We start from the raw sequence: 21,837 nt of genomic DNA on the forward strand, positions 1-21,837 counted from the left end.
AGAAATGGAAAATATGATATCTTGAGATATCGTTTTTGGGAGGTTCCTATGTTTACATTGTTCGCCGTTGCCCTCTTAAGTTCTGCCTCAACTGGCGCCGCCGATGCGGAAACCAGCAGAGTTAATTATTCCAATTGCTTGACCGATTTTTCAATCACTCATCTTGACCAGAAGACAGCACGTGGCCCGTTCAGGAAAGCTGCAGAAGAGGCTTGTATGGATGAGCGCAGCGCGATGATCGCGGCGATCAAAAAAGACGAAATCGAATTTGACAGCTCGGAAGAAGAAGCACTCGCATATGCGACCGAAGAGGCCGACAGCGTATTGTCATCCTTTACAGAGGCTTATGCAGGCTATCTGAGTTCGAACACAAGGCCGGTGAAAGAACAATAGGAAGCGCGGTTCTTGATAGATTCTAGCCAGATTCTGACACGTCCCGAATGATTTCATGATGATTTGGCAAGAGCGGGCGTGTCATTCGCCTCGCTCTTCTGACGTTCTTTGCGCCTGGCCACGAGAGTGGCGCGCTGTATCGCCTTGCGTTGCATTATAAGGCCAGCCAGCAGCCCGAGTGCTATGCCCAACATATATTGGATGATCCAGGTCAACATGATCCATTCGTAAAAGCTGTGCAGCGCGAATATGATCAGCGTAACGCCATAGCCCAGGGCTATATCCCCGCGCGGATCCCTGCGGTTTTGCCAGGCAAATCGAAGAGCCATGAAAATGGGCACAATCAGGACAAGTATGAAACAGAATAGTCCGACAAAGCCGGTTTCCGCGAGAACCAACAGATAGCTGTTATGCACCGGCGCTGTGCGACTGGACCTGTTCCAGATAACGCCGGCCTTTTCCGAATAGCCTTTGGTATTGGCAATAACGACATATTGATTTGCGCCAATGCCCATCGGATTATCCGCAAAGATCATTCTGGCGGCACGATTAAACGCCTGCCGCTCTTCATTGCTGCCTTCCGTCGACTGGATGGTAAATCGTTGCTGTAGCGAGGCGATGGCAACCGGGGTTGCTATTGCCAGAATGACCAGCCCGGCAATGGCAACCTTGGTTTTCCGGGCCGATGGCTTGCGCGCCATGGACAGCAAGATCAGTAACACAACGCCGATACCTGCAAGGCCGATTGTAGCTCGGGATGCGCCAAAGGAAACGGCAACCAGGCCAGCGATCACGCCTAATATAGGCAATTTTGCTTTTTTGGATGCCATTAACATAGCAAGGGCAGGGTAAAGCGCGAAATGGGTTGCAACACCCAACAGGTTTTGATGCCCCATCGTACCGCTAGCCTGAACGACACCGGACAATTTCTGGTTTATCGCAAAGCCTGCTTGCAACGCTACGCCACAAACCAGGCCACTGATGATCATTTTTGGGCCGTCATCAACCATGCATATATTTGCAACAGCCCAAAAGACGAGAAACATTCTGGACAATTGCCAAACATAGAAGAATGAAGCTTGAGGATTGTTGGAAAAAGCAATCGATAAGGCTGCAGCGCAAATATATGCGATCAATATGGCTGCGAAAGGAAAAAAGAGAGGCGATCGCCGACTTCTAATAACAATCGCCAAAGCCAGCGCGTCGAGCAGGGAAATAATCATTCCCTTGCTTTGACCCGGCCAACTGGCCCAGCTGATAATGGCAGCATCCAGATTCAGTGCCGACATTATGAACGGCAAAAGCCCAACCGCAAAATAAAGATAGCGCCGATATTGGGCGCTTTGCTGCAACAGAACCATAAACACCGGAACGGAGAAAATGATCGCTGCTAGCGCAATAAATCTCATTGTCTATTTTCCCCTACGGAAAGATGAGCGTTGGAGTCGCAACCCGAGTCCGCTTTCAAATACCGAATAACTATCAAAAAACCATCAAGCTTATTTTTTTGTGTCACACCATAAAATGGATAACAGCTTCATAACATGCTCCTCGTCCGTTAGATGAATTATGCGGAGCCAAGAAACTAAATTGGTATCCTTTGTAACAGCTTAGTGGAGATAGCCCATTCTTAACCTTACAGTATCGTAAAGTAAAATGACCTGTCCTATTTTGACACATGTTTGGATTAACCAAGCTGCTCCGATGACCGATCTATCTATTATTAAACGATTAATTCCCAATAAATCCTCTGGAAACATACTGGGTACAGCATAGTTGTAATAAATTCCGACAGTCACAAAGTAATTTAATCGGAAACCAAAAATCCCATTGACTCTACCCCATGGAATTGGAATTAACTTTTTATTAACGCCTATTCTGGCGGGACCAAAGGGGAAAAAATATGAATAAAGTCAAGTCACTGCTTGCAGGTGCTGCGCTCTTTGCAGTGCCGCTTTCAGCCACACCAGCCAATGCTCTAACGATTGTGCTGAATAATAATGGTGGCGCAGAAGTGGGTACAGACGCATTTCTTGGTTTTAAAGCGGCTGCACAGTTCTGGGAAAGTATTCTAACGAACGATGCAACCGTCCGCATTGATGTCGGTTTTCAGGCATTGCGCCCGGGTGTTCTGGCACAGGCAGGAAGCAATAGTTCTGGCGTATTGGTTGGAGATTTTCTGGATGCGCTTCGTGCAACCGGTACAACAAATTTGGATGCGCAGGCCGTATTCCCAAATCTGGTTGCCTCGCAATTTGAAAATGACGATGGCAGCAATATTCTTGGCGTTAACGCTCTGATTTCAGCTCCAAATGCAGGCGGTGGCGGCGTTGCTGTGCCTTTGAGCCGGACGCTTGATGCTGACGGCAGTGCAAATAACGTTGTGCTCGATGCGAACACCGCGAATTTGAAGGCTGTTGGATTGCTGGCAGATGACGGCTCTTCAGATGCAGCCATCACCTTCAGCAACGAGTTTGATTTTGACTTCAATTCCACTGACGGTATTTCCGATGGTGCTTTTGATTTTATCGGCATCGCCATCCATGAAATCGGTCACGCTCTTGGTTTTGTCTCTGGTGTTGATACCTATGACTTTGTTGGCGGAAACCCGGACATTCCTTTCGGCGACGGCACCTTTGCGGACCTGGATCTTAATCCATTCCGTATCGCCAGTCCATTTGATCTGTTCCGCTACAGCGAACTGAGTGATCAACTCGGCGTTCTAGATTGGGGCGTTGGTGGTGTAGATGGCGAAGCGCCATATTTCTCCATTGATGGCGGTGCAACAAACCTGTTTGGTGATGCATTTTTCTCAACCGGTGACTTCTTGGGTGACGGGCGTCAGGCTAGTCACTGGAGAGATGTTGCCCGTGACGAAGTCCAGCGCGGCATCATGGATCCAACATTGTCTCGCGGCACCAACAGCATTATTACAGCTCTTGACCTTGCTGCATTTGATGCAATGGGTTGGAACCTGAACTTTGATGTCTTGGCCAATCCAGATGCAGGCTTCAGCACTGTGAACATTGCAGCTGTTCCTGAGCCAGCAACCTGGGGCATGATGATCTTTGGTTTCGGTCTTGTTGGTGGAGCGCTGCGTCGCCGCCGCAAGTCAGTTGCTGAACTGCCTGCGCTCGCCTAATTCGAGATCAGCTTTAAGAAAGAACCCGCTGGCGAAAGCTGGCGGGTTTTTTGTTTGTAACGATATATTCGGAATTCCATGCCATTACAGTTTACAGTTAAGTGTCCCTTTTTGTGATGTATCCCATCACAACATGCGATAGGGCATTCAGCATGATGGGACAGACGAGAATAAAGGGATGACAATAATTTCTCGTCAAATGTTATCCCAGATCACTTGGGTTGCGGGATCCTATGGCGTTACACAGGGTCTCAGGCTTTTCACAAATGTCATTCTGGCACGTCTGTTGGCGCCCCAGCTCTTTGGCATTATGCTCATCGTCAACACGCTTCGTACCGGCATAGAATTGTTATCTGACGTCGGTATCGGCCAAAATATTGTTAGCAATCGCAAAGGTGATCAGCCCGATTTTTATAACACGGCATGGACGATCCAGATTATCCGCGGGATATTGCTTTTCGCAATTGCTTTGCTGCTCGCCCAGCCTTTGGCAGATTTTTATGAGAGCAAGCAACTTATTGAAATAATTCCAATTATTTCAGTGCTCTTTCTCCTTACCGGTTTCCAATCGCCGGCACGCTTCATACTTCAAAAGCAGCAAGCCGTTAGAAAAATCGCGCTATATGATATATCGATGGCTGTTGTTTCCGCCATCGTTCACATTGCCTTGGCACTCTATTCTCCGACAATCTGGGCCCTGGTGGCAGGTTTAATCGTTGCCACCTCGGTTTCGGCGACAACGAGCTTCTTCCTGATCGATTTCCGACTGCACAGGATAAAGATTTCGCGCGAACATGTGAAAGCGATCATCTCCTTCGGGAAGTGGGTTTTTGCATCTTCCGTTGTGTTTTTCCTGGCGATGAATTTTGACCGTCTCTATTTTGCCAAACAGATTCCCTTCGCGATTTTGGGCATCTACGGAATAGCACGCACCTTTTCCGACATGATCGGCATGCTGGTCCAGCGGGTTGGCAGCATGATGATCTTTCCAAAGGTTGCCGCTTTCGCCAAGGAACGCTCGGAGCTGCGGCCCGCGATTGCCGGATTGCGGCTGAAAGCCCTTTTCGCGACGGCTTGTGGTTTATCTATCCTGGTAGCGCTTTCCGACATCATAATCCTCATACTCTATGATGACCGTTACACGGCGGCTGCTTTCATGCTGCCAATATTGATGGCTGGCGCATGGTTTTCAATCCTTTCGACTATGGGTGAATCTTTCATGTTGGGAATTGGGAAATCGGTCCATAGCGCCCAGGCAAATTTTGCCAAACTGCTTTGGTTGGTCATTTCTGTGCCATTGGCATTGACCTATTCAGGATTTATCGCGGCACTTGGTGCTATCGCAATCGCTGACTTGTTTCGTTATATTTCCTTGTCCTACTCGCAGTGGCGCGAAGGTCTGTCATTCTTCAAGCAGGATATTCTATTGCTTGGTTTGTTTGCAATTCTTGTGGTGGCATGGCGCTACATATTCATGCAATTGGGTCTGGTTGCAGATTTCAATACATGGTTGGCCTATGGGAGCATCATGAATGGTGGATAGCGCGCGACAGGATGCAAGAATAGGGGTCGTTGCCATCGGGCGGAACGAAGGGGAGAGGTTGATCCAATGTCTCGATTCCCTGGCATCATCGGGATTGCCAATTGTTTATGTTGATTCCGCTTCCACCGATGACAGTGTCGCCGCGGCAAAAATGCGTGGTGCCGATGTCCTTGATCTTGATCTGGCGACACCCTTTACTGCGGCGCGCGCGCGCAATGAAGGTTTTGCGCGATTGATGGAGATCGCGCCCGATATCGACTATGTGCAATTTGTTGACGGTGATTGTGAGGTTGAACAGGGATGGATTGCGGCGGCCGCTGCTTTTCTTGACAATAAACCGGAAGCTGCAGTCGTTTGCGGACGTCGAAGAGAGCGATATCCCGATGCTTCATTCTTTAATATGCTGTGTGACCGAGAATGGAATACTGCCATTGGACAGGCTGAAGCCTGCGGTGGTGATGCGTTGATGCGGGTTAGTACTCTAACCATCGTCGGTGGCTATAATGGAAGCATGATAGCAGGAGAAGAGCCCGAACTATGCAGCCGTATACGGGCAAAAGGGTTGCAAATCTGGCGTATTGATCAACCGATGACAATCCACGATGCTGCAATGTATCATTTTCAGCAATGGTGGATGCGCGCGATACGCAGCGGTTTTGGCTATGCACAAGTGTGGTGGGCCACGCGCCGGAAAGGCCATGCGCTGTACGGACGTGAATTGGCGCGGGCCGTATTTTGGTCGGTTATCCTGCCCCTTGCGATCATTATCGGTGCTTTTGCCAGTCCACTTTTTCTGCTGGCCCTGCCGTTGATCTATAGCGTGCAACTAACGCGTATGGCAGCCAGGCTGGGGATCAAGAATAGCTTTTCCTGGAAATTTGCTGCATTGAATATGATAGCGAAATTTGCCGAGAGTCTAGGCGCATTCCGGTTCGTTGTGCGGATGCTGCAAGGGCGAAGCGGGGGAGCGATATTTTATAAATGACCCCAATCCCTGCATCAGATAAGGAAAAAAGACCAATAGCCGGCACGTCCGGTCCTATTGCCTATCTTACAAGTCAATATCCTGCGTCTTCCCACACCTTCATTCGACGGGAAATTGCTGAGTTGCGGGAAAAGGGTCTCGACATTTTGACCTATAGCATCAGGAAGCCCGTTTCCGGGCTCGATCATCCCATGGATATCGAAGCCAAGGATCAGACATTTTATGTCCTGGGGCAGGGGGCGACGAGGCATATCTCTGCTCATGGCGCAGCTCTTTTCAGGCACCCATCTCGTTATTTCAAAACTCTGAAACGTGCGATGCAGCATCGCGTGCCGGGCGGAAAAGCATTATTGTGGTCCCTGTTTCACTTCGTGGAAAGCATCACGCTGGCTGATCAATTGAGAGCGGATAATGTGTCACATCTGCACAATCACTTCGCCAATTCCGCCGCCAATGTGGGTATGCTTGCAGCGTATTTTGGGAAAATACCGTGGAGCATGACTTTGCACGGCATTTCCGAGACTGACTATCCGGCGGGCCTGTTGCTGGGGAAAAGGTGGCAGCGGCTGAATTTGTGGCGTGCGTGTCATGGTTCGGACGCGCACAGGCGATGCGGATTAGCAGTCCTAAGCATTGGAACAAATTTCATACGGTTAGATGCGGAATTGCGCTTGATAGAATGCCAAAGCGACAACCGGAGAGCTTGTCCGGATCGCCCAAACGAATTATTTGTGTCGCCAGACTTTCCAGTGAGAAAGGCATAATTGGCCTGCTGGAAGCCTTTGCAGGAGCCAGGAAAGACGGATTGGAGGCAGAACTGGCATTGTTGGGCGATGGCCCTGAAAAAGAAGCGATCGAAGAAAAATGCAAGAAGCTAGGCATTGAAGGCGATGTGAGTTTTCTCGGCCGGAGATCTGAGCCAGATACGCTATCGGCTATTGCCGAAGCCGATTTGTTGGTTCTTCCAAGCTTCATGGAAGGCCTGCCAGTAGTGCTCATGGAAGCGATGGCGCTGGGTGTGCCAGTAGTCGCTAGCCGTGTTGCAGGTGTGCCTGAGCTGATCGATGACGGTGAGAACGGTCGGCTGTTTCACCCGGCAGACTGGAAAGGCTTGCAAACAGCTATGCTCGAAAGCCTGACCAATCCCGAACAATCATTGATGATGGCTTCAAAAGCCGAACAGACAATTGCCCGGGAATTTGACATTAAAGTTGCGGTATCTCCGCTCCCAAAACTATTTGCGGACTCAATAGCTCAATCCGAATAATATTTGCTATATTCGGACCCGCCATATCCATAGCCATAGGGATCGATCAACCCGCCTACATATCTGTTAAGGACGGTCCCAAGACATTGCGTTGGTTTGAGCAAATCGACCGTGTTGTTCATCTGCTTCTTTGTCGTGATGCCTTGTTCAATGATGAGCATATAGGCATCCAGATATTCCGAAATCATTATCGTATCATCATTGGCAAAAGCTGGCGGAAGATCGCAGATCACGATCACATCATCAGGAAGGTTTTTCACGGCCTCCATCAAATTGGCAAATCTCTTGCCCGCAATCAGTTCTGCAGAGTTGGATTTGACACGATAACAAGGAAAAAGAACCAGATTGTTATCACCGATACGACGACCGACAGATCGCAAATCGTCGGTTTTGCCGGCCAGATATTCGCCAAGACCCACTTTTCCCTCAATCCCCAAGGCGTCTGCCAAAGATCCGCGTCTTAGATCCAAATCAAACAGATATATGGTTTTGTCGGAAAGTCGGGAAAGCGCTGCAGCTAGATTCATGGAAAGAAAGGATTTGCCAGCAGCGGGTGTTGCCGACGTTGTCCCGAACAGTTTCCAACCATTCGCATCGAGCGCTTTTATCACTTGGGACCGCAATAAGTTAAATGGTCGCGACCGGATATCATTGCCATCAAATCCCACGATATGATTGGCTTCCAATGTCGCCGCATCAGGGACAAGCGTCTCCAACTCTGCTGGCCCGGGAATCACAACAGGCCCTGGAATATCGGTTTTGTCATTAGTAGTGTTAAGCACAGAGCATTGTCCAAAATCTAAAAAGTTAGGATTAGTCGAAAATCATTTAAAAACTATTCGGCGTGGGCCTCACGACGGCGAAATGGCCAAAAACTGCGACGAGGCTCTTCATCACTGATCTCTTTAATCGTTGGAATAACGACCATCGGTGCATCACCCAAAGCGTTGGAAATCGTTTTGGGATCACGAATGGGCTGCAAAAACAACTCTGTACCGAATACCAGAATGAAACCTAAGGCCAATCCCGCACCCAAGCCACCCCCTGATAGGAGCATCCAATCGGGAGACGCTGGTTTATCGGGTATCACCGGCGGATCGATAACCGACAACCGCTCACCCATTTGCTCGTTTTCGGCTTTTACGCCAGCCTGCGCAGCCAGTAATCGGCTTGAGACCACTTGATATTGCTCGTTCAGGCCATTGAGCCGCTGTTGAAGCTGTTCAATCTGTTGCAAGATAACCGGGGCACGTGCCTGTGCATTGAGAGATGCAGATACCTGAGCATTCTCCCTTGATTTTGCCGCGCGCAAACTGGCAATTTGCGTGTTGTTAAAAGCGATCTGCTGATTGATTGTGTCGACTGGCAATTTTGAAAGATTTTGGTTCGCCAGTGCCTTTGCCTCTGCCAATCTCTGCTCGGCAATAACAACATCCGGATGATTATCAGAATAAACCGCTTTCGCACCGGCTAGTTGTTGTTCAGCCGCTGACACAATGGGATCACGGTTGGATGATTTCAACGCGTCTTCCCGCTGTGACACCAATTGAGAATTTTCTCTTTGCAGCGCCGCAATTTGCACATCATAGCCGCCGCCACCGCCACCAAACATCATTCCGCTATTGCCTAGAACACTGCCATTTTCTGCCTTGATCATGGCGATTTGGCCTTCCAGCGTCTGAATCTGCGCTTCGAGCCCAGCAGCTTGATCAGTCAGAAATTCCTCTGTGCTACTGGCCTGCTCAGAATTTACGGTGGAATCGAGCTGCAAAATCTGCTCGGTCAGGTCTTGGGCAACGCTTTGCGCTCGGACCGGATCGGAATATTCAAAAGCCAGCGCAAATGCGATCGTTGCGCTCTGTCCGCTGCCGATACGCTGCACTTCTGCGGTCATCGGAACGATCTCGACGGAATCGCGCATATTCTCAACAATTTCGGAAAGCGGGTCGCTGCCGCGTTCGGAACTATAAAGCTGATATCTGTTGATCAGTTCGATTAGGCCAGGACGACTAGGATCAGGACTCATTAACTGAGCCAGAAGATGACGGTAGCTGCGATAGCGATTGCGGACAAGAATGTGTGAGCGCAGCGATCATAGCGGGTGTGGATGCGTCGCCAATCTTTGAGGCGCCCGAACATATTCTCGATTTTGTGACGCTGACGGTAGAGGTTTTTGTCGAAGTCAGCGGGTAATATCCGTCCTTTTCGCGGTGGGATGCATGGCGTGATGCCTTTGGCCTGCAGGGCAGCGCGATACTCGTCGCTGTCATAGCCTTTATCTCCGATCATGCACTTGGCATGGCGCGGAAGTACTGGATATGTGAGCTTTGCACCGATGTGATCGCTCATCTGCCCTTCACTTAAACACAGGATCAGCGGTCTTCCGGTCCCGTCGCACACGGCATGGAGTTTGGAGTTCAAGCCGCCTTTCGTTCTTCCGATACGTCTGGGAATAGTCCCTTTTTTAAAAGGCTGGCAGCAGTACGGTGCGCTTTGAGATGTGTGGCATCGATCATCAGCACATCGTCTGCGCTGCTATCGGCGGCAAGGCTCGCGAGTATCTTGTTGAACACGCCCAGACGGCTCCAGCGTATGAACCGGTTATAGATCGTCTTGTGCGGCCCGTAACCAGCAGGGGCATCACGCCAGCGCAAGCCATTGCGGATCACAAAGACAATCCCGCTTAGCACTCGCCGGTCATCAACCCTGGGGACCCCGTGCGATAATGGAAAATATGGCTCTATCCGGCGCATCTGCGCCTTGCTCAACATAAACAGTTCACTCATCAGCGGCATCTCCTTTGATGCCACCATTGAATCAACCTTCAACCAATCATGCAAGCAATTTAATAGGTCCTGACCCTAAGTACCTGCTGACGAATTCTGGCGATGCGGCGATCAATAATCTCGTTCGCGCCATCTCCAGCCACTTCATCGGGAAGTTGCGATGATTGCACCAGCAAGATCGCTTGTGACCTGTATACCGTAGGCAAAAGGAAATAGGCCGCGATACCAGCGGCTAAACAAAGCAAAAGCGGAATGATGAACAGCCACTTTCGTTGCCAGATAATTACCGGAATCTGAGAAATAAAATTCCCGCCTTCAGATTCCTGTTCGTCAAGCGTATCTATATTCATCGATTATTACCAAATGTTAGCCTTATTCCAACGCCTACCTGAAAGTTCGCTCTGCGGTTTATACCGTCCTGATAGGAGTCGGAATAGCCCGCTGAGACAAATCCGCTGAAACGTTGGTTGAAATCATGATTAAATGTCGCGGAGGTACGGAGATAATCGAAATCTTCGGATATCCCGAAAACGGCGTTGGATGACCTTGAATAGCTCGCACTGAGGTTAATTCTATCATCACGTGTGAGTTGTCGATTATAACCGATATTGAAGGATGTCTGGGATCGAACGCCATCGAAAGATGTTGGCAATGTTTGTCTGCTTGCCCCGATGCAAAGATCGGTTCTTTCAGTACTACGACACAGATCAAAAGATGCTGCCAGATCAGATGATTTGGTGCTTCCTATGACATTTTTTGATCGGGAGAAAGAAACGCCCGCAGATGCTGAAACATTGAATGCTTCAGAAATCTGATGAGAGACATTCAGGGATGGAGTAATTATCGTAGAATCTCCCGCCCTTTGCCCTAAATAGTTCACTTCGCTAAACCCGATGGACGCGCCTATCGATGTTCGGTCGGATAAAACTCTTGAGTAACCAAGGGTTTGATTGAACGAGTTAAACTCATCTTGAGCCGATGAATTCGAAAAACGAACTGCCGTTGCCCCTAAATCAACACTGACACTATCCAGCTCCGACAGGGTCTGTGTAAGCCCAATGCCCGTCTGAAAAGTGTGCCTTCTCTGGTTCAGTCCATTAAGCGCTATGTCGTCAGCCACTGGCGGAAGAAAATTATCATCAATGACGTCGGGAGGATTGAAAAAGGCGTCATTAACACCGACGATATTTCCTCGGTAACCTAAACGACCGCGCAATTGTGTGCGCTCAGAAAGCGCATGATTTACGCTGCCATCGAAGCCGTAGCTCGAGTTTGTGCGAAAATCTTCCTCATATTCCTCAATACGAGCAAAGCCACGCAAATTGAAAGTGGTGACATCATCCTTGATGGTCAGCCTTGGTGTAACACTAATAGAAGCGCTCGCGGTGGATTCCACCGGACCATTTTCCAGATATGGGTTGGTTGATGCACCCACGCCAACGGATAAATCTGTTACAAATTCGGTCTCGGCCATCGCCGGAGCAGCACATAACATGGTTCCAGCTACCAGGCTAAGCTGGCTGGTATAATATATCGATCTATTCAAGTTTTTAACTCCCCCGAGTGTTTCTTTTAAGGCACGATTACCGTGTCGCCGGACTGGATATTTGGAATAGCGCGTTTTGAAACAGCGTCAGCCGCTCCGGTGCGTTTGAACAAACCTCCCAAGTTTGCGCGGATTGTGGTCAATCCATTTGGCGTCTTCCGGACAATGGATATTCCGTCCAGGTCTGCAAATTGGCTGGGACCGCCAGCCAAGCTCAAGGCTTCTAACAGATTAACATAGCGCCCGGGTGTAAAGCTGCCTGGTGCGTTAACGCGTCCCATGACCGAAAATTGCAATCCGGACGGCGTCGTGACGGATACGGTTACCTGTGGCACCTGTCCGCGATACTGGTTTTCCAGCCCTTTGCTGACAACAGTTTCAATCTCATAGGGCAGCTTTCCTGCTGCTTCTATTCTACCCACCAAAGGAAAAGAGAATGTACCATCGGGCAGAACCCGGATTTGCCGCTGCAGGCGTTCTTCGCCCCAAACATAAACTTCAATGTCATCGCCGGCATTTATGCGATAGGCCGCTTGATTAGCGCTTGTTGAAGCCGCACTTTCAGCAACAGCTGTTGTGGTCTGCGCGCTGGCCGATACTGAAGCCAGCGCGAAAATCACGGCCAACAATAATTTCTTCATAGATTTTACTCATCCATCATTTCAACTTCACAAGTGCGTGCTATATAGCCTAACATCAGGCGTTGCCACTGCAAAACGCAGTGTTTCCTAGCAGAAACCCAGCGTTTACCATGTATTCTGTTGGATTATAGCGCCATTTTGCCTTTTGAACTGTGACATTTTGATACCATGATACGTAACAATTTATCGTTAATGCCACTGATTCGAAAGATTCAAACTCTGTTTTTGATCGGTTCTTTCACAGTATTGGCTATCGGATGCACCTCTTCCGCCGAAAAAGCGGCAGAGGCGGGAGCGGAAGCGCAGCGTCATTTTGACCAACAGAATTATTTTGAAGCCCGCAAGTCGATAACCAACGCATTGAACGAGCGCGATGATGATCCGCAGTTACATATTTTGAAAGGCCGTATCGAACTGGCATCCGGACGGCGGACAGATGCGTTTCTGGCCTATTCCGATGCCCTTTCATTGGAATCAACCAATCCTGAAGCACTGCAAGCAGTTTCACAGCTGGGTCTGCAAACAGGCTATTTGCGTGAAGCCGAGCGGGCCGCTGACACGATGTTGTCCTTTTCCCCAGAACTTCCTGAAGCTCTCTTAACCAAGGGTTTAATAGCATTGATTCGCAGAAAGTATAAAGATGCTTTGGAATTGTCAGAACGGATCTTGGCTGTCCGCCCGGGCGATGAGGCAGGGCTTATCTTGAAGGCGCGAATTTTAGGCGTAACCAACAAAACCTCGGAGGCGCTTGAAGTTTTGTTGAGCTCTTCCAACAACGAAAACTACACGGAAGGTGTCGATTTGACACTGATCGAGCTTTACCGAGAGACAAGTAATCTTGAACAGATGAAAGCGACTTTCAAAAGGCTGATGGCCCGCAGACCCGATGATGTTGCCTTGAGGCTGGATTATGCCAATACGCTGTATAAAACAGGTGAAGGTGCTGAAGCACGCGCGGTGATCGAAACTATGCTGCGGAACAACCTTACCCAACGCCAGGCCCTCACGACGATCACCGAGCTTTGGTTGGAATATGAAACTGCGCCGCTAAATGAAGGGCTTCTGGCTTTTCTGGAAAAAGAAGGTTCTCTTGAGTCCCGGATTGAGATTACCCGCTATCTGCTGGCAATCGGGAAGCCTGAAGAAGGGGAGCGGATTTTACGGTCGGTTTCTTCACGATTTTCTGTTGAAGCAACGGCGCTCCATGCGCGAACATTATTTGATGCAGGAGAAACCGAAAAGGCATTGCAAATAGCACTGGATATTCTCGAAGATGACGAGACAAATGCCGATGCGCTATTGATACGCGCCAAGCAGGCAATCTCTGAACGGGATTATGGACAGGCCAAAAATGACCTACAGATCGTCATCAGGGATAACCCCAAACTTCGTGCTGGGTATCTAAGTCTTGTCGATGTTTACAAAGCTCAAAATGATAATGGTGGTGTAAAAAGGGTTTTTACTGACGCCAGCAAGCAACTGCCGCAAGACCTTATACTTTTTCGGGCCTACGCCAATCATCTTATTGAAAATGACGATAGCATCCGTGCTGTCGCAATAACCCGCGGTTTTGCTCGTGATACGCCGGCCTCGATCAAGGCCTGGCAATTATATCAAGACGTTTGTGCCAGAGCGGCATTGGATCGATGCAAGCTGGAAGCATTGGCTGGCGAAAAAGTCGCCAAAATAATTTATGCCATCGATTTACCTCCCGGCGCACCTCCCACCCGCGGACTTTTCGGGCGTCTGCGATAATGCCTGGCCTTGCTAATCATCCGTCTGAAAAAACGACAACGCCATTGCCAGAAACCACCATAGATTTCCTTGGTGTTGCGATTGCTCCATTAAATCTTGAGCAAGCTTTGGACCGAGTGGACCAAATGGCGAGAAGTGACAGGTTCTCCTATGTTGTCACCCCCAATGTCGATCACTTTGTTAATCTGTATCCTGAAGTATACGACGTCCGTACAAAGGCTTTTCGTGACGCCTATGAAGCCGCGTCACTAACATTATGTGATAGCCGCATTGTCCGTGCATTGGCCCGATTCGCCGGCATCGAGCTGACCGTAGTACCCGGCAGTGACATGACAGCCGCGCTGTTCCAGAAAAGATTGGGGCAGGGCGATCAGGTCGCTATTATCGGCGGTGACAAAAGCTTGCTGAATGATCTGTCGCGACTTTTCCCGAAGCCCAGCTATGTCCAGCATATCCCGCCAATGGGCGTACTCAACAAACCGGAAGCCATTTCCGACATCGTGCAGTTCATAGAGGATACGAATGCTCACTATGTTCTGCTTGCAATCGGTTCACCACAAAGCGAGATTATAGCGCACAAATGCCAACAATCCGGCAAGTGTTCTGGTGTTGCTTTATGCATCGGTGCTTCTCTGGAATTCATTACTTCAGCGAAAAAACGCGCTCCGATATGGATGCAAAAAGCAGGTCTGGAATGGTCGTTCAGATTACTCTCCGAACCTTCTCGACTTTGGCGCCGCTACCTTGTTGAAGGTCCGCGAATTTTCAAAATTTTTCTGGCGCATAACAAGTCTGGAAAGCCTTAGGGAAAGAGCCCCTGTGCTCGGGCAAAGGGGCAATTTTACTGAGTAATTTCCATGCTATGCGCTTTTGTCATCGGGCCCTGGGTTCTCGCCAGTGCGTCGGGTTCTGATCCAGCGAGTTTCGCTGCCCCGCAGCAACTTGAGATAGACCGGAATTTTCCAAAGAACGTAAAGCGGAATTCGAGCCAGGGCGCTGGGCGATAAAATATGCCGCGCCTCCAACCACCAGGCCGCGAAAGTAAGCAGCACGGCAATCGTAACAATTGCCAGCAGTAGCGAAAAGGGGAGGGGGGATATCCCTAGGACAAACAAACTAGCCAACAGAGCCAACACACCAAAGCCAGTAGCCATCAGCAATGCCAATGGCGGCACCAAAAGATGCAATCCAAGAAAAAGCTGAGACCTTGATAAATGCCGCAAGCCTGACATGATCAATGGAAGAGCATGTCGCCGCGCAGTTGTTAGGAAGCCATGCTCCCACCTGGTGCGCTGGACGATCGTATCTTCCTCCGCAGCAGCTTCGCTCGACACGCCGGCAGATGCGAGGAAGTAGGGCGGATTGCCTTGTTTGGTAATGGTTATTCCTAGCGCCAAATCCTCCGCCAAGTCGCTATTGGCAAGTGGAGCTTTTGCGAATATCTGCCAAGGGAAAGCCATTCCCGTACCAGTCAAAAGAGCAGCGCCGCCGAGCCGGGTCATTCCCCGTTGTCGCACAAGGTTTTTCACCAGCATCGCAAAGTTGGATATTTGGACCACTGGCGGCGCCTCAGATGAGCTATGAATAAGGTTGGTTGCCTGCACGGGAACCGATTTGATCGCGACCGCGGCTGCCAATTTTTCAGCGCTTCCTGCCGCCAGTTTGCAATCGGCGTCCAAAATAATAACGCAATCCGGTGGGTCGGCAGCGAGAATGTCGCGGCCAAAAGCAAGCGCATATCCCTTGCCACGGAACTCCTGATCTTGACGCTCCGCCACATCTGCGCCTGCCTTCCGAGCTAATTCAGCTGTATCGTCACTGCAATTGTCTGCGACCACCAATGTCCGGGTTCCTTGCGGTACATTGTTGAGTAGCGCCGATAGGGTATCCACTATTTGACCGGCTTCGTTATGGGCCGGCACCAATATCGCCAATTTGGTTGCCACAGTTCTAGCACTATCAGCAAGGCTATCTTCCTGTTTCACGGGAGCGAGGCCAGTTAAAAGCTCCAGAGCATAAATTCCGAAAAGAAAAACGAGCGGCGCTGCTAACAACCAAGACAAGACTGAAAGCGTGCTTTCCAATATAGTCATGAACGCCCATCACTCTCCATGGTCATGTTTGCTTGGTTTTCGTGGCCGTGATGATGCAAGCCAGGGTCAGGGGGTGGATCGAATATTCTCTTCTTCCCATCGTTTTTATAACCCATGGTTGGTTTCAATCGTTTTCCATTACCCAATTCACCACCGGAGCAATTGAGCATCTTGTTGATGCAATGCTCTGTCCACAAAGCCAATGCTTCATCATCCCAGGCTCCGAACCAATCGGTATGAAAGGTTGAACCCGGCTTGGACGGCTTCATGCCTGGCATATAATCAGAAGAGAGATGCCAGCTTGGATTATCGGGATCCCAAGTGCCCGATCGATCCAATGTCTCATCGGTTTCGTACCAGGCCGACAAGGTGAACGCAGCTATGATATAAGGATGACTTTCGGGGCATCTCGCCTTGCCATCGTTTCCGTATTTTTTATACGCGACGTGAGAACGATGATCTGCGCTATCAAGATTGCGGCCATCCCAGCAATCGGGCGCTCTGATCAAGGCACCAAGCTGATTACCGGGAGGACAATTTTGTGCTGCCGTTACGATATCAGGAAATCTACCCGGTTTTGCTGTAGGGCCCTTGCATTTGAAATAGCCATTACCTGTCTTTTCACCTGATTTGTTCAGCATGTCATGACCAAAAATGAAACGCAGACCGCGGGGAATGGCAACGCATTTTTGTTCGGGTTCGCCGTCTCGTCCTGCACATTCGGGTGAGGAATCAGGAAGCCGCTTATAATAGACATTGAAATGATGAGGTTTCACCACTTTACCGCGCCCGTTCATCATCGCCGGCATCCAATAAGCAGAGCGATTCAGGCGATTATTGCACGTGCTATCGCCAGATTTGCGGAGACTTTCATAAGTTGAATGTGCGTCAGCCAGGGTATTGCCGAAAAACTGATGCAAATGCGATCTGCCGGGTTCACCCGGATAAACGATCGGATCGTCATAACTTAGATGTCCGGGACTACATAAGAAACGAAACGCACCAACAACATCGGGGGCTGCACTAGGTGGAATTTTGCCTTGTCCCCAACCGGCAACATATTCGGACTCTGTGTCAAAATTGCTCGCGATCGAAGGAAGTTCAACATCGGAAGATATGGCTGCCGACTGAGCGAGAACCAGCACCGCGCTGCAGCTCGCAACTAAACCAAGTGCCATACGCAAAACAGGAAGCATCTATTGTGGTCTTTCAACGGTTGGAATTCTCAATGCGCATGAGCGTAACAAAACACTGTTCTCGCGTCACGATGATTATCTTTTTCCAGCATCTCGATTTTCCCTGTATTTTTAAGGAACTGGTTTTAAACAAATTATCACTCTTGCTAGCTATAAGCCCCCTCTGTATCGAAAATCACAGTAAAATTACCGGAGAAATGGGCATGAGCCGCGATTACTTTTTACAAAAACGTGTACTAGTTACTGGCGGCTGTGGTTTTCTTGGCTCGCACCTCATCGACCGCCTTATTGAGGAGGGGCATGAAGTCCTTTGCGTCGACAATTTGTTCACCGGCTCAAAGAGCAATATCGCCCATTTGCTGCAGCACCCCCGCTTTGAATTCATGCGGCATGATATTTGTCTGCCGCTTTTTGTCGAAGTGGATGAAATATACAATCTTGCCTGCCCAGCTTCTCCAATCCACTATCAGCATGACCCGGTTCAAACCACGAAGGTCTCAGTACATGGCGCGATCAATATGCTGGGCCTTGCCAAGCGCCTAAAATGTCGCATTCTGCAAGCTTCCACGAGCGAAGTGTACGGCGATCCAGTTGTCCATCCCCAAACTGAAGATTACTGGGGCAATGTTAATCCGATTGGCATTCGTTCCTGCTATGATGAAGGTAAGCGTTGCGCAGAAACACTTTTCTTCGACTATAACCGGCAACATGGCATTGAGATTAAGGTCGCACGGATTTTCAACACCTACGGCCCGCGGATGCACCCCTCTGACGGTCGGGTTGTCTCCAATTTCATCATGCAGGCGATCAAAGGCGAAGATATTACAATTTTCGGGAACGGCAGCCAGACCCGGAGCTTCTGCTACGTCGACGATTTGGTCGAAGGCTTGATGAAACTGATGAACAGTCGTGAAGGTTTTACCGGACCGGTAAATATTGGCAATCCCAATGAGTTTTCTATTCGTGAACTGGCGGAGTTGGTCGTTGAAATGACCAATTCCGGTTCGAAGATCATCGATCTACCATTGCCGCAAGATGATCCGAAACAACGACAGCCCAATATCGGATTGGCTAAATCAGAATTGGGGTGGGGGCCTTCGATTGAACTTAGGCAAGGTCTCGAAAAAACAATCGCTTATTTTGAAAAACTAGACAAGATGCCGGCTCAGGCCTGATCGCGCATTAATCCAGTCAAATATTCCTGATACTGGCGTGCTATGTTGGTCCAGGCGAAACTAGCAGCGCGCTCTGAAACTTTCGCCGGCGCAGACTCCCTGGCTGCCAAAGCATGGGTGAGGGCTTCTGTTACAGCGGGAATGTTTTGCGTATCTACGAGAAACTCTTCGTCTCCCACAATCCAGCGCAGGCGAGGGGTATCATGCCCGACAATCGGTAAACCGCAGGCCATTGCTTCTGGAAACACATTTCCAAAGGATTCGAGCAGCGACATATGCAGGAACACATCCGCAGATTGATAGAGTGTTGGCATCTGGTCCGGCGTCACGGTCAGCTGAGTAAAGCGCTCCGGCAACAATTCGGCGGCCAAGGCCTTTACTTCTTCACGCATCGGACCATCGCCTGCAACCACCAGATGCGTATCGTTCATCGGCGCCACTGCTCTTATGCCGTCCATAACCCGCTTTGTCGGGATAAGCGCACTAACCATAAGAACCACTTTGCGATTACTGGGAAAACCCAGATTGGCGCGGTCACCAGCGCCAATTTTAAACCGATCGATTGAAATACCGTTCGGAATAAGCGCACAATTCCAGCGTTTCTTGTTGGTTTCGTAATAATCAGGATTGGTACAAACCAGACCATCGCAAGAGAAAAACCGGTATTCCGCGTCATTGGATGTTGCGGGCCATTCCCCATTTTGAGTCACAAATATGTTAAGTGGTTTGGTGCCATTCAAAACCGGACGGCGGAGAATCATATTTGTAAATGGGAACGAACAAGTCAGCACGGCATCGAAGTCGGTTGGCCGATATCGCCGCATAAGACCGGCTGCAAATGTGGCCTCCTCATAGACAGTCTCACTCCGGAAAACTGGCATAAACGGGAATTTTTCGAAATATTCCCGGTTGATCGAACCGGCATGGATGAATTTGTAAGGATCATCAGGACGGGCCCGTCCTGATCCAATAACAGTTACATCTTCGCCAATTTTTGCGAGTTCTGTCGCAACTGACAGCAGAGCGATTTCTGCGCCGCGCTCATATTTGTGAAATCCCGGTAACGCGAACAAAAGTCTCATGGTCAAAAATATCCCCGAAATGCTCTGTTCCGTTACCGCAATAGAGAACGAAATCAATCGCGTTAATAATGTTTATCTTTCCCGGCCATTTTCAGAAACGCCCTGAATTGAAAGACAAAAAGAAGGCAGCTGTCAATCTGGTGGCCTAGCTAACAAGTGGGAGATTATTGCCTTATCGAATATCTCAATTGCAGCGCTTTTCTTTTTCCGGCTCTCAGCAAACCGGACAGCTGCTTCATGATCGGAACGCGATCAAGCCATTGTGATATACCCAAGTCGGTGCGTGATGGTCTTTGATAACTCAACAAAGCAAAGATCGTTTCCAGTTCGGGATGGGCTCGACGAAACCATACCAATGAGCCGTCTATTGGTGGACGAATTGCAGGATTGAACCCTTCCGCGCTGGCGCCAATTGGGTCGGGCGGAAAAGCGGGATCAAGCAAGTCTTCCAGATATTTGCTCGCCTTTTTTGCGGCATCCACGCTGAATGCCATAAAATGCGCTCCGATAATGTTAGTATTTTGCAGATCATTGGGGTCATCAGCATAATAACCACCATAAAAAACATCCCACTTTTCAGGCAGCTTATAATCGAAAATCTTTGGCAAAAAATCGCAATCATCCTGAAGAATAAGGACTGTTTCATTCGCATCAGCCGCTTCTTTCAGAATTTGCAGATGGCTTTTGTAGCAGCCATGCGAGCCCTTGCTCCTGAAGCAACCTGCATCCGGCAGAACTAGCGCGTCAAAAAAGGATAAATCACGATGATCACCGGCTTTGATCCGCCTAATTTCGTCAGTCATCTGCTTCCGGCGATCTGCACGATCGGGAAGACTTACGATTCTGACTCTATCGAAACTGTCAAAAAATGTAGCCAATAGATCTGCCTTACACTGATCGGACTAAGGTCGAACCGCTATAGACCTGCGAAAGCCTCAAACGTTGACCAACAATCAATCCCGATGTTTACCCTGTAGGAGATTCGACCGCTTTTTTGATTACATCTGGCGTATCGCCCGCCTTATCCTTTTCGGCCGGAGGAGCGAAACCGGTTTGATAAGTGATTTCAGCTTTCGCTTTGGCTTCGGTCAATCGTTGCTTCATAATTTCCGCCATCTCTTCGTTGCGAATAGCTTTGACAGCAATAGGTCCCGCCTGTTCAGCGTTATAGGGCACTTTTTGCTGCGCCTTGATCACGTTGGCTGTAACGGTTGCTCCCGTTGGAATCACGAAAGGTTCGCCGGGGGCCAATGAGACAATCTGGGCCATCATTGCTGGCGGTACCTGAACCGAATCCATTTGCGCCGATTTGCTGGTATAATTAATGCCCATGCTGGTCAGTATTTCCGCGACATCGGCAAGAGTGTTGGCTGATTCCAGTTTCTTCAATTCACCAAGATTGGCCGGGGCAGGGAAAATGATCTGATCGACAGCATAGATGGTACGATTGGCAAAAGAGAATGGATGCGCTTCGGTATATTTGTCGATTGCCGCCTGATCTGGAACTTTGATCGTTGTGCCAGCCTTGTCGGCATACATGCGAACCAGCAAAGCCTCGGTAAGTTGGCGTTGCCGGATAAGATAGGTCGGGTCTTGATCAATGCCGCTCTCTTTCGCAGCCTGCGCTAACAGACGGCGATCAACAATCTGTTGCAATGCCCGTTGCTGTAGCAATTCCTTGTCGGCGCCTTCAGGGATATTGGCTTCGCTCAATGCTGCGTTGATTTCCTGAAGGGTGACTTCTTCACCATTCACTATCGCGGCCACCTGACCTTCGGCGGACTTTTCACAGCCCGTCAATATGATTGCGCCCACTGCCAGACCCATCACGGCGCGGTTTTTGACAGACATAATACTAAACATCGTTACTTCTCCTGGAGTTTTGTCCAGTAAAAAGACAAAACGAATCATTGGCTTGTTTGGCGACCCATAAAAATATACAGGGACGTACATAGCAACGGGAGGCTAGATTGGAAACCATTTACGATTGGCTAACGGTCGCAATTTTTGGCGGCTTGATAGTATTATTTCTGGACCGATCAGTCGAGGATGATCCGCCTGATCATTTATGGCAATATCTTGTTGCATCTGTCGGCTGTGCCGGTGCCAACTATCTTGGCAACGAGGGATATCAGTTCGCAGCGGTCGCGGTGATTGCAACCGTCATCACTTACATAATGATGGTTCTGAAACCGTTCGACAAGTTCAACAAACCCAAGGAATAAGTTCAGGC

21 protein-coding genes and 2 pseudogenes are annotated in these 21,837 nt (G+C 49.4%); 11 read left to right on the forward strand and 12 right to left on the reverse strand.

Annotated elements, in window-relative coordinates; all coding sequences use genetic code 11:
- Positions 1 to 48 precede the first annotated feature (48 nt).
- Positions 49 to 393 carry a hypothetical protein gene (locus ACO6S1_RS17170; RefSeq protein WP_422343776.1) on the forward strand — a complete coding sequence of 115 codons (345 nt, stop codon included), beginning with the start codon at positions 49 to 51 and terminating at the stop codon, positions 391 to 393.
- 53 nt (positions 394 to 446) lie between these two features.
- Here ACO6S1_RS17170 and ACO6S1_RS17175 read toward each other — a convergent pair whose 3' ends face one another.
- Positions 447 to 1,802 carry an O-antigen ligase family protein gene (locus ACO6S1_RS17175; protein WP_422343777.1) on the reverse strand — a complete coding sequence of 452 codons (1,356 nt, stop codon included), beginning with the start codon at positions 1,800 to 1,802 and terminating at the stop codon, positions 447 to 449.
- A 494-nt stretch (positions 1,803 to 2,296) separates the two neighbouring features.
- Here ACO6S1_RS17175 and ACO6S1_RS17180 point away from each other — a divergent pair.
- From ACO6S1_RS17180 to ACO6S1_RS17205, 6 genes and pseudogenes are all read left to right on the forward strand, one after another.
- A pseudogene (locus tag ACO6S1_RS17180) lies at positions 2,297 to 3,355 on the forward strand (NF038122 family metalloprotease); the annotation flags it as partial.
- A gap of 57 nt (positions 3,356 to 3,412) precedes the next feature.
- Positions 3,413 to 3,535: pseudogene (locus ACO6S1_RS17185) on the forward strand (PEPxxWA-CTERM sorting domain-containing protein); the annotation flags it as partial.
- A 178-nt stretch (positions 3,536 to 3,713) separates the two neighbouring features.
- Positions 3,714 to 5,078, forward strand: a complete 1,365-nt coding sequence (locus ACO6S1_RS17190; RefSeq protein WP_422343778.1) for an oligosaccharide flippase family protein — start codon at positions 3,714 to 3,716, stop codon at positions 5,076 to 5,078.
- Positions 5,068 to 6,063, forward strand: a complete 996-nt coding sequence (locus ACO6S1_RS17195; RefSeq protein WP_422343779.1) for a glycosyltransferase — start codon at positions 5,068 to 5,070, stop codon at positions 6,061 to 6,063. Before ACO6S1_RS17190 ends, ACO6S1_RS17195 begins: the two co-directional genes overlap by 11 nt.
- On the forward strand, positions 6,060 to 6,827 hold the full coding sequence (locus tag ACO6S1_RS17200) for a hypothetical protein (protein WP_422343780.1): 768 nt from the start codon (positions 6,060 to 6,062) through the stop codon (positions 6,825 to 6,827). Before ACO6S1_RS17195 ends, ACO6S1_RS17200 begins: the two co-directional genes overlap by 4 nt.
- Positions 6,743 to 7,330: a glycosyltransferase family 4 protein gene (locus ACO6S1_RS17205; protein ID WP_422343781.1), complete on the forward strand. Its 588-nt coding sequence runs from the start codon at positions 6,743 to 6,745 to the stop codon at positions 7,328 to 7,330. Before ACO6S1_RS17200 ends, ACO6S1_RS17205 begins: the two co-directional genes overlap by 85 nt.
- On the opposite strand, the gene ACO6S1_RS17210 is transcribed toward ACO6S1_RS17205, so the two are convergent.
- The 6 genes from ACO6S1_RS17210 to ACO6S1_RS17235 all read right to left on the reverse strand — a co-directional run bounded on the left by ACO6S1_RS17210 (position 7,318) and on the right by ACO6S1_RS17235 (position 12,303).
- Positions 7,318 to 8,112 (reverse strand): CpsD/CapB family tyrosine-protein kinase, encoded by a 795-nt coding sequence (locus ACO6S1_RS17210; RefSeq protein ID WP_422343782.1) that lies wholly within the window; start codon positions 8,110 to 8,112, stop codon positions 7,318 to 7,320. The genes ACO6S1_RS17205 and ACO6S1_RS17210 overlap by 13 nt on opposite strands.
- A gap of 53 nt (positions 8,113 to 8,165) precedes the next feature.
- Entirely contained in the window at positions 8,166 to 9,356 is a 1,191-nt protein-coding gene (locus ACO6S1_RS17215; RefSeq protein ID WP_422343783.1) for a lipopolysaccharide biosynthesis protein, read from the reverse strand.
- A protein-coding gene (locus tag ACO6S1_RS17220) for an IS5 family transposase (protein WP_422343784.1) occupies positions 9,356 to 10,116 on the reverse strand; the annotation gives its coding sequence in 2 pieces (ribosomal slippage) (positions 9,356 to 9,783 and positions 9,783 to 10,116; 762 coding nt in all). The genes ACO6S1_RS17215 and ACO6S1_RS17220 overlap by 1 nt, the downstream gene beginning before the upstream one ends.
- A 59-nt stretch (positions 10,117 to 10,175) precedes the next feature.
- Complete coding sequence (locus ACO6S1_RS17225; RefSeq protein ID WP_422343785.1) at positions 10,176 to 10,466, reverse strand: Wzz/FepE/Etk N-terminal domain-containing protein; 291 nt, start codon at positions 10,464 to 10,466, stop codon at positions 10,176 to 10,178.
- On the reverse strand, positions 10,463 to 11,662 hold the full coding sequence (locus ACO6S1_RS17230; protein ID WP_422343786.1) for a hypothetical protein: 1,200 nt from the start codon (positions 11,660 to 11,662) through the stop codon (positions 10,463 to 10,465). Before ACO6S1_RS17230 ends, ACO6S1_RS17225 begins: the two co-directional genes overlap by 4 nt.
- A gap of 26 nt (positions 11,663 to 11,688) precedes the next feature.
- Positions 11,689 to 12,303, reverse strand: a complete 615-nt coding sequence (locus ACO6S1_RS17235) for a polysaccharide biosynthesis/export family protein (protein WP_422343787.1) — start codon at positions 12,301 to 12,303, stop codon at positions 11,689 to 11,691.
- A 192-nt stretch (positions 12,304 to 12,495) separates the two neighbouring features.
- On the opposite strand from ACO6S1_RS17235, the gene ACO6S1_RS17240 reads away from it, so the two are divergent.
- Complete coding sequence (locus tag ACO6S1_RS17240; protein WP_422343788.1) at positions 12,496 to 14,058, forward strand: tetratricopeptide repeat protein; 1,563 nt, start codon at positions 12,496 to 12,498, stop codon at positions 14,056 to 14,058.
- Positions 14,058 to 14,864: a WecB/TagA/CpsF family glycosyltransferase gene (locus ACO6S1_RS17245; protein WP_422343789.1), complete on the forward strand. Its 807-nt coding sequence runs from the start codon at positions 14,058 to 14,060 to the stop codon at positions 14,862 to 14,864. Before ACO6S1_RS17240 ends, ACO6S1_RS17245 begins: the two co-directional genes overlap by 1 nt.
- 54 nt (positions 14,865 to 14,918) lie before the next feature.
- Here ACO6S1_RS17245 and ACO6S1_RS17250 read toward each other — a convergent pair whose 3' ends face one another.
- Positions 14,919 to 16,151 carry a glycosyltransferase family 2 protein gene (locus tag ACO6S1_RS17250; protein WP_422343790.1) on the reverse strand — a complete coding sequence of 411 codons (1,233 nt, stop codon included), beginning with the start codon at positions 16,149 to 16,151 and terminating at the stop codon, positions 14,919 to 14,921.
- Positions 16,148 to 17,347, reverse strand: coding sequence for a DUF1996 domain-containing protein (locus tag ACO6S1_RS17255; protein WP_422343791.1), 1,200 nt, complete (start codon positions 17,345 to 17,347; stop codon positions 16,148 to 16,150). The genes ACO6S1_RS17250 and ACO6S1_RS17255 overlap by 4 nt, the downstream gene beginning before the upstream one ends.
- Before the next feature lie 197 nt (positions 17,348 to 17,544).
- Here ACO6S1_RS17255 and ACO6S1_RS17260 point away from each other — a divergent pair, with 197 nt between their 5' ends.
- The gene (locus tag ACO6S1_RS17260) at positions 17,545 to 18,522 is read left to right on the forward strand and encodes a UDP-glucuronic acid decarboxylase family protein (protein WP_422346226.1); all 978 of its coding nucleotides are present in this window, start codon (positions 17,545 to 17,547) and stop codon (positions 18,520 to 18,522) included.
- Here ACO6S1_RS17260 and ACO6S1_RS17265 read toward each other — a convergent pair.
- The 3 genes from ACO6S1_RS17265 to ACO6S1_RS17275 all read right to left on the reverse strand — a co-directional run bounded on the left by ACO6S1_RS17265 (position 18,513) and on the right by ACO6S1_RS17275 (position 21,467).
- The gene (locus ACO6S1_RS17265) at positions 18,513 to 19,604 is read right to left on the reverse strand and encodes a glycosyltransferase family 4 protein (RefSeq protein ID WP_422343792.1); all 1,092 of its coding nucleotides are present in this window, start codon (positions 19,602 to 19,604) and stop codon (positions 18,513 to 18,515) included. The two genes, ACO6S1_RS17260 and ACO6S1_RS17265, sit on opposite strands and share 10 nt — an antisense overlap.
- Before the next feature lie 164 nt (positions 19,605 to 19,768).
- A complete protein-coding gene (locus tag ACO6S1_RS17270) occupies positions 19,769 to 20,407 on the reverse strand; it encodes a hypothetical protein (RefSeq protein WP_422343793.1) in 639 nt (212 codons plus the stop codon).
- Positions 20,408 to 20,570: 163 nt separating this feature from the next.
- Entirely contained in the window at positions 20,571 to 21,467 is an 897-nt protein-coding gene (locus ACO6S1_RS17275) for an EpsD family peptidyl-prolyl cis-trans isomerase (protein ID WP_422343794.1), read from the reverse strand.
- 107 nt (positions 21,468 to 21,574) lie between these two features.
- Between ACO6S1_RS17275 and ACO6S1_RS17280 the strand changes: the two genes are divergently transcribed.
- Positions 21,575 to 21,829 carry an XrtV sorting system accessory protein gene (locus tag ACO6S1_RS17280; RefSeq protein ID WP_422343795.1) on the forward strand — a complete coding sequence of 85 codons (255 nt, stop codon included), beginning with the start codon at positions 21,575 to 21,577 and terminating at the stop codon, positions 21,827 to 21,829.
- Positions 21,830 to 21,837 lie beyond the last annotated feature (8 nt).

The organism is Parasphingorhabdus sp. (assembly GCF_965233695.1).
Classification (GTDB): domain Bacteria; phylum Pseudomonadota; class Alphaproteobacteria; order Sphingomonadales; family Sphingomonadaceae; genus Parasphingorhabdus.

Bases quoted from the DNA above. Each gene is read 5' to 3' on its own strand.
- ACO6S1_RS17265 (WP_422343792.1), bottom strand. From the start codon at position 19,604: ATGAGACTTTTGTTCGCGTTACCGGGATTTCACAAATATGAGCGCGGC.
- ACO6S1_RS17195 (WP_422343779.1), top strand. From the start codon at position 5,068: ATGGTGGATAGCGCGCGACAGGATGCAAGAATAGGGGTCGTTGCCATC.
- ACO6S1_RS17205 (WP_422343781.1), top strand. From the start codon at position 6,743: ATGCCAAAGCGACAACCGGAGAGCTTGTCCGGATCGCCCAAACGAATT.
- ACO6S1_RS17200 (WP_422343780.1), top strand. From the start codon at position 6,060: ATGACCCCAATCCCTGCATCAGATAAGGAAAAAAGACCAATAGCCGGC.
- ACO6S1_RS17225 (WP_422343785.1), bottom strand. From the start codon at position 10,466: ATGAATATAGATACGCTTGACGAACAGGAATCTGAAGGCGGGAATTTT.
- ACO6S1_RS17215 (WP_422343783.1), bottom strand. From the start codon at position 9,356: ATGAGTCCTGATCCTAGTCGTCCTGGCCTAATCGAACTGATCAACAGA.
- ACO6S1_RS17235 (WP_422343787.1), bottom strand. From the start codon at position 12,303: ATGAAGAAATTATTGTTGGCCGTGATTTTCGCGCTGGCTTCAGTATCG.
- ACO6S1_RS17190 (WP_422343778.1), top strand. From the start codon at position 3,714: ATGACAATAATTTCTCGTCAAATGTTATCCCAGATCACTTGGGTTGCG.
- ACO6S1_RS17250 (WP_422343790.1), bottom strand. From the start codon at position 16,151: ATGACTATATTGGAAAGCACGCTTTCAGTCTTGTCTTGGTTGTTAGCA.
- ACO6S1_RS17275 (WP_422343794.1), bottom strand. From the start codon at position 21,467: ATGTTTAGTATTATGTCTGTCAAAAACCGCGCCGTGATGGGTCTGGCA.
- ACO6S1_RS17175 (WP_422343777.1), bottom strand. From the start codon at position 1,802: ATGAGATTTATTGCGCTAGCAGCGATCATTTTCTCCGTTCCGGTGTTT.
- ACO6S1_RS17255 (WP_422343791.1), bottom strand. From the start codon at position 17,347: ATGCTTCCTGTTTTGCGTATGGCACTTGGTTTAGTTGCGAGCTGCAGC.
- ACO6S1_RS17270 (WP_422343793.1), bottom strand. From the start codon at position 20,407: ATGACTGACGAAATTAGGCGGATCAAAGCCGGTGATCATCGTGATTTA.
- ACO6S1_RS17170 (WP_422343776.1), top strand. From the start codon at position 49: ATGTTTACATTGTTCGCCGTTGCCCTCTTAAGTTCTGCCTCAACTGGC.
- ACO6S1_RS17240 (WP_422343788.1), top strand. From the start codon at position 12,496: ATGCCACTGATTCGAAAGATTCAAACTCTGTTTTTGATCGGTTCTTTC.
- ACO6S1_RS17260 (WP_422346226.1), top strand. From the start codon at position 17,545: ATGGGCATGAGCCGCGATTACTTTTTACAAAAACGTGTACTAGTTACT.
- ACO6S1_RS17245 (WP_422343789.1), top strand. From the start codon at position 14,058: ATGCCTGGCCTTGCTAATCATCCGTCTGAAAAAACGACAACGCCATTG.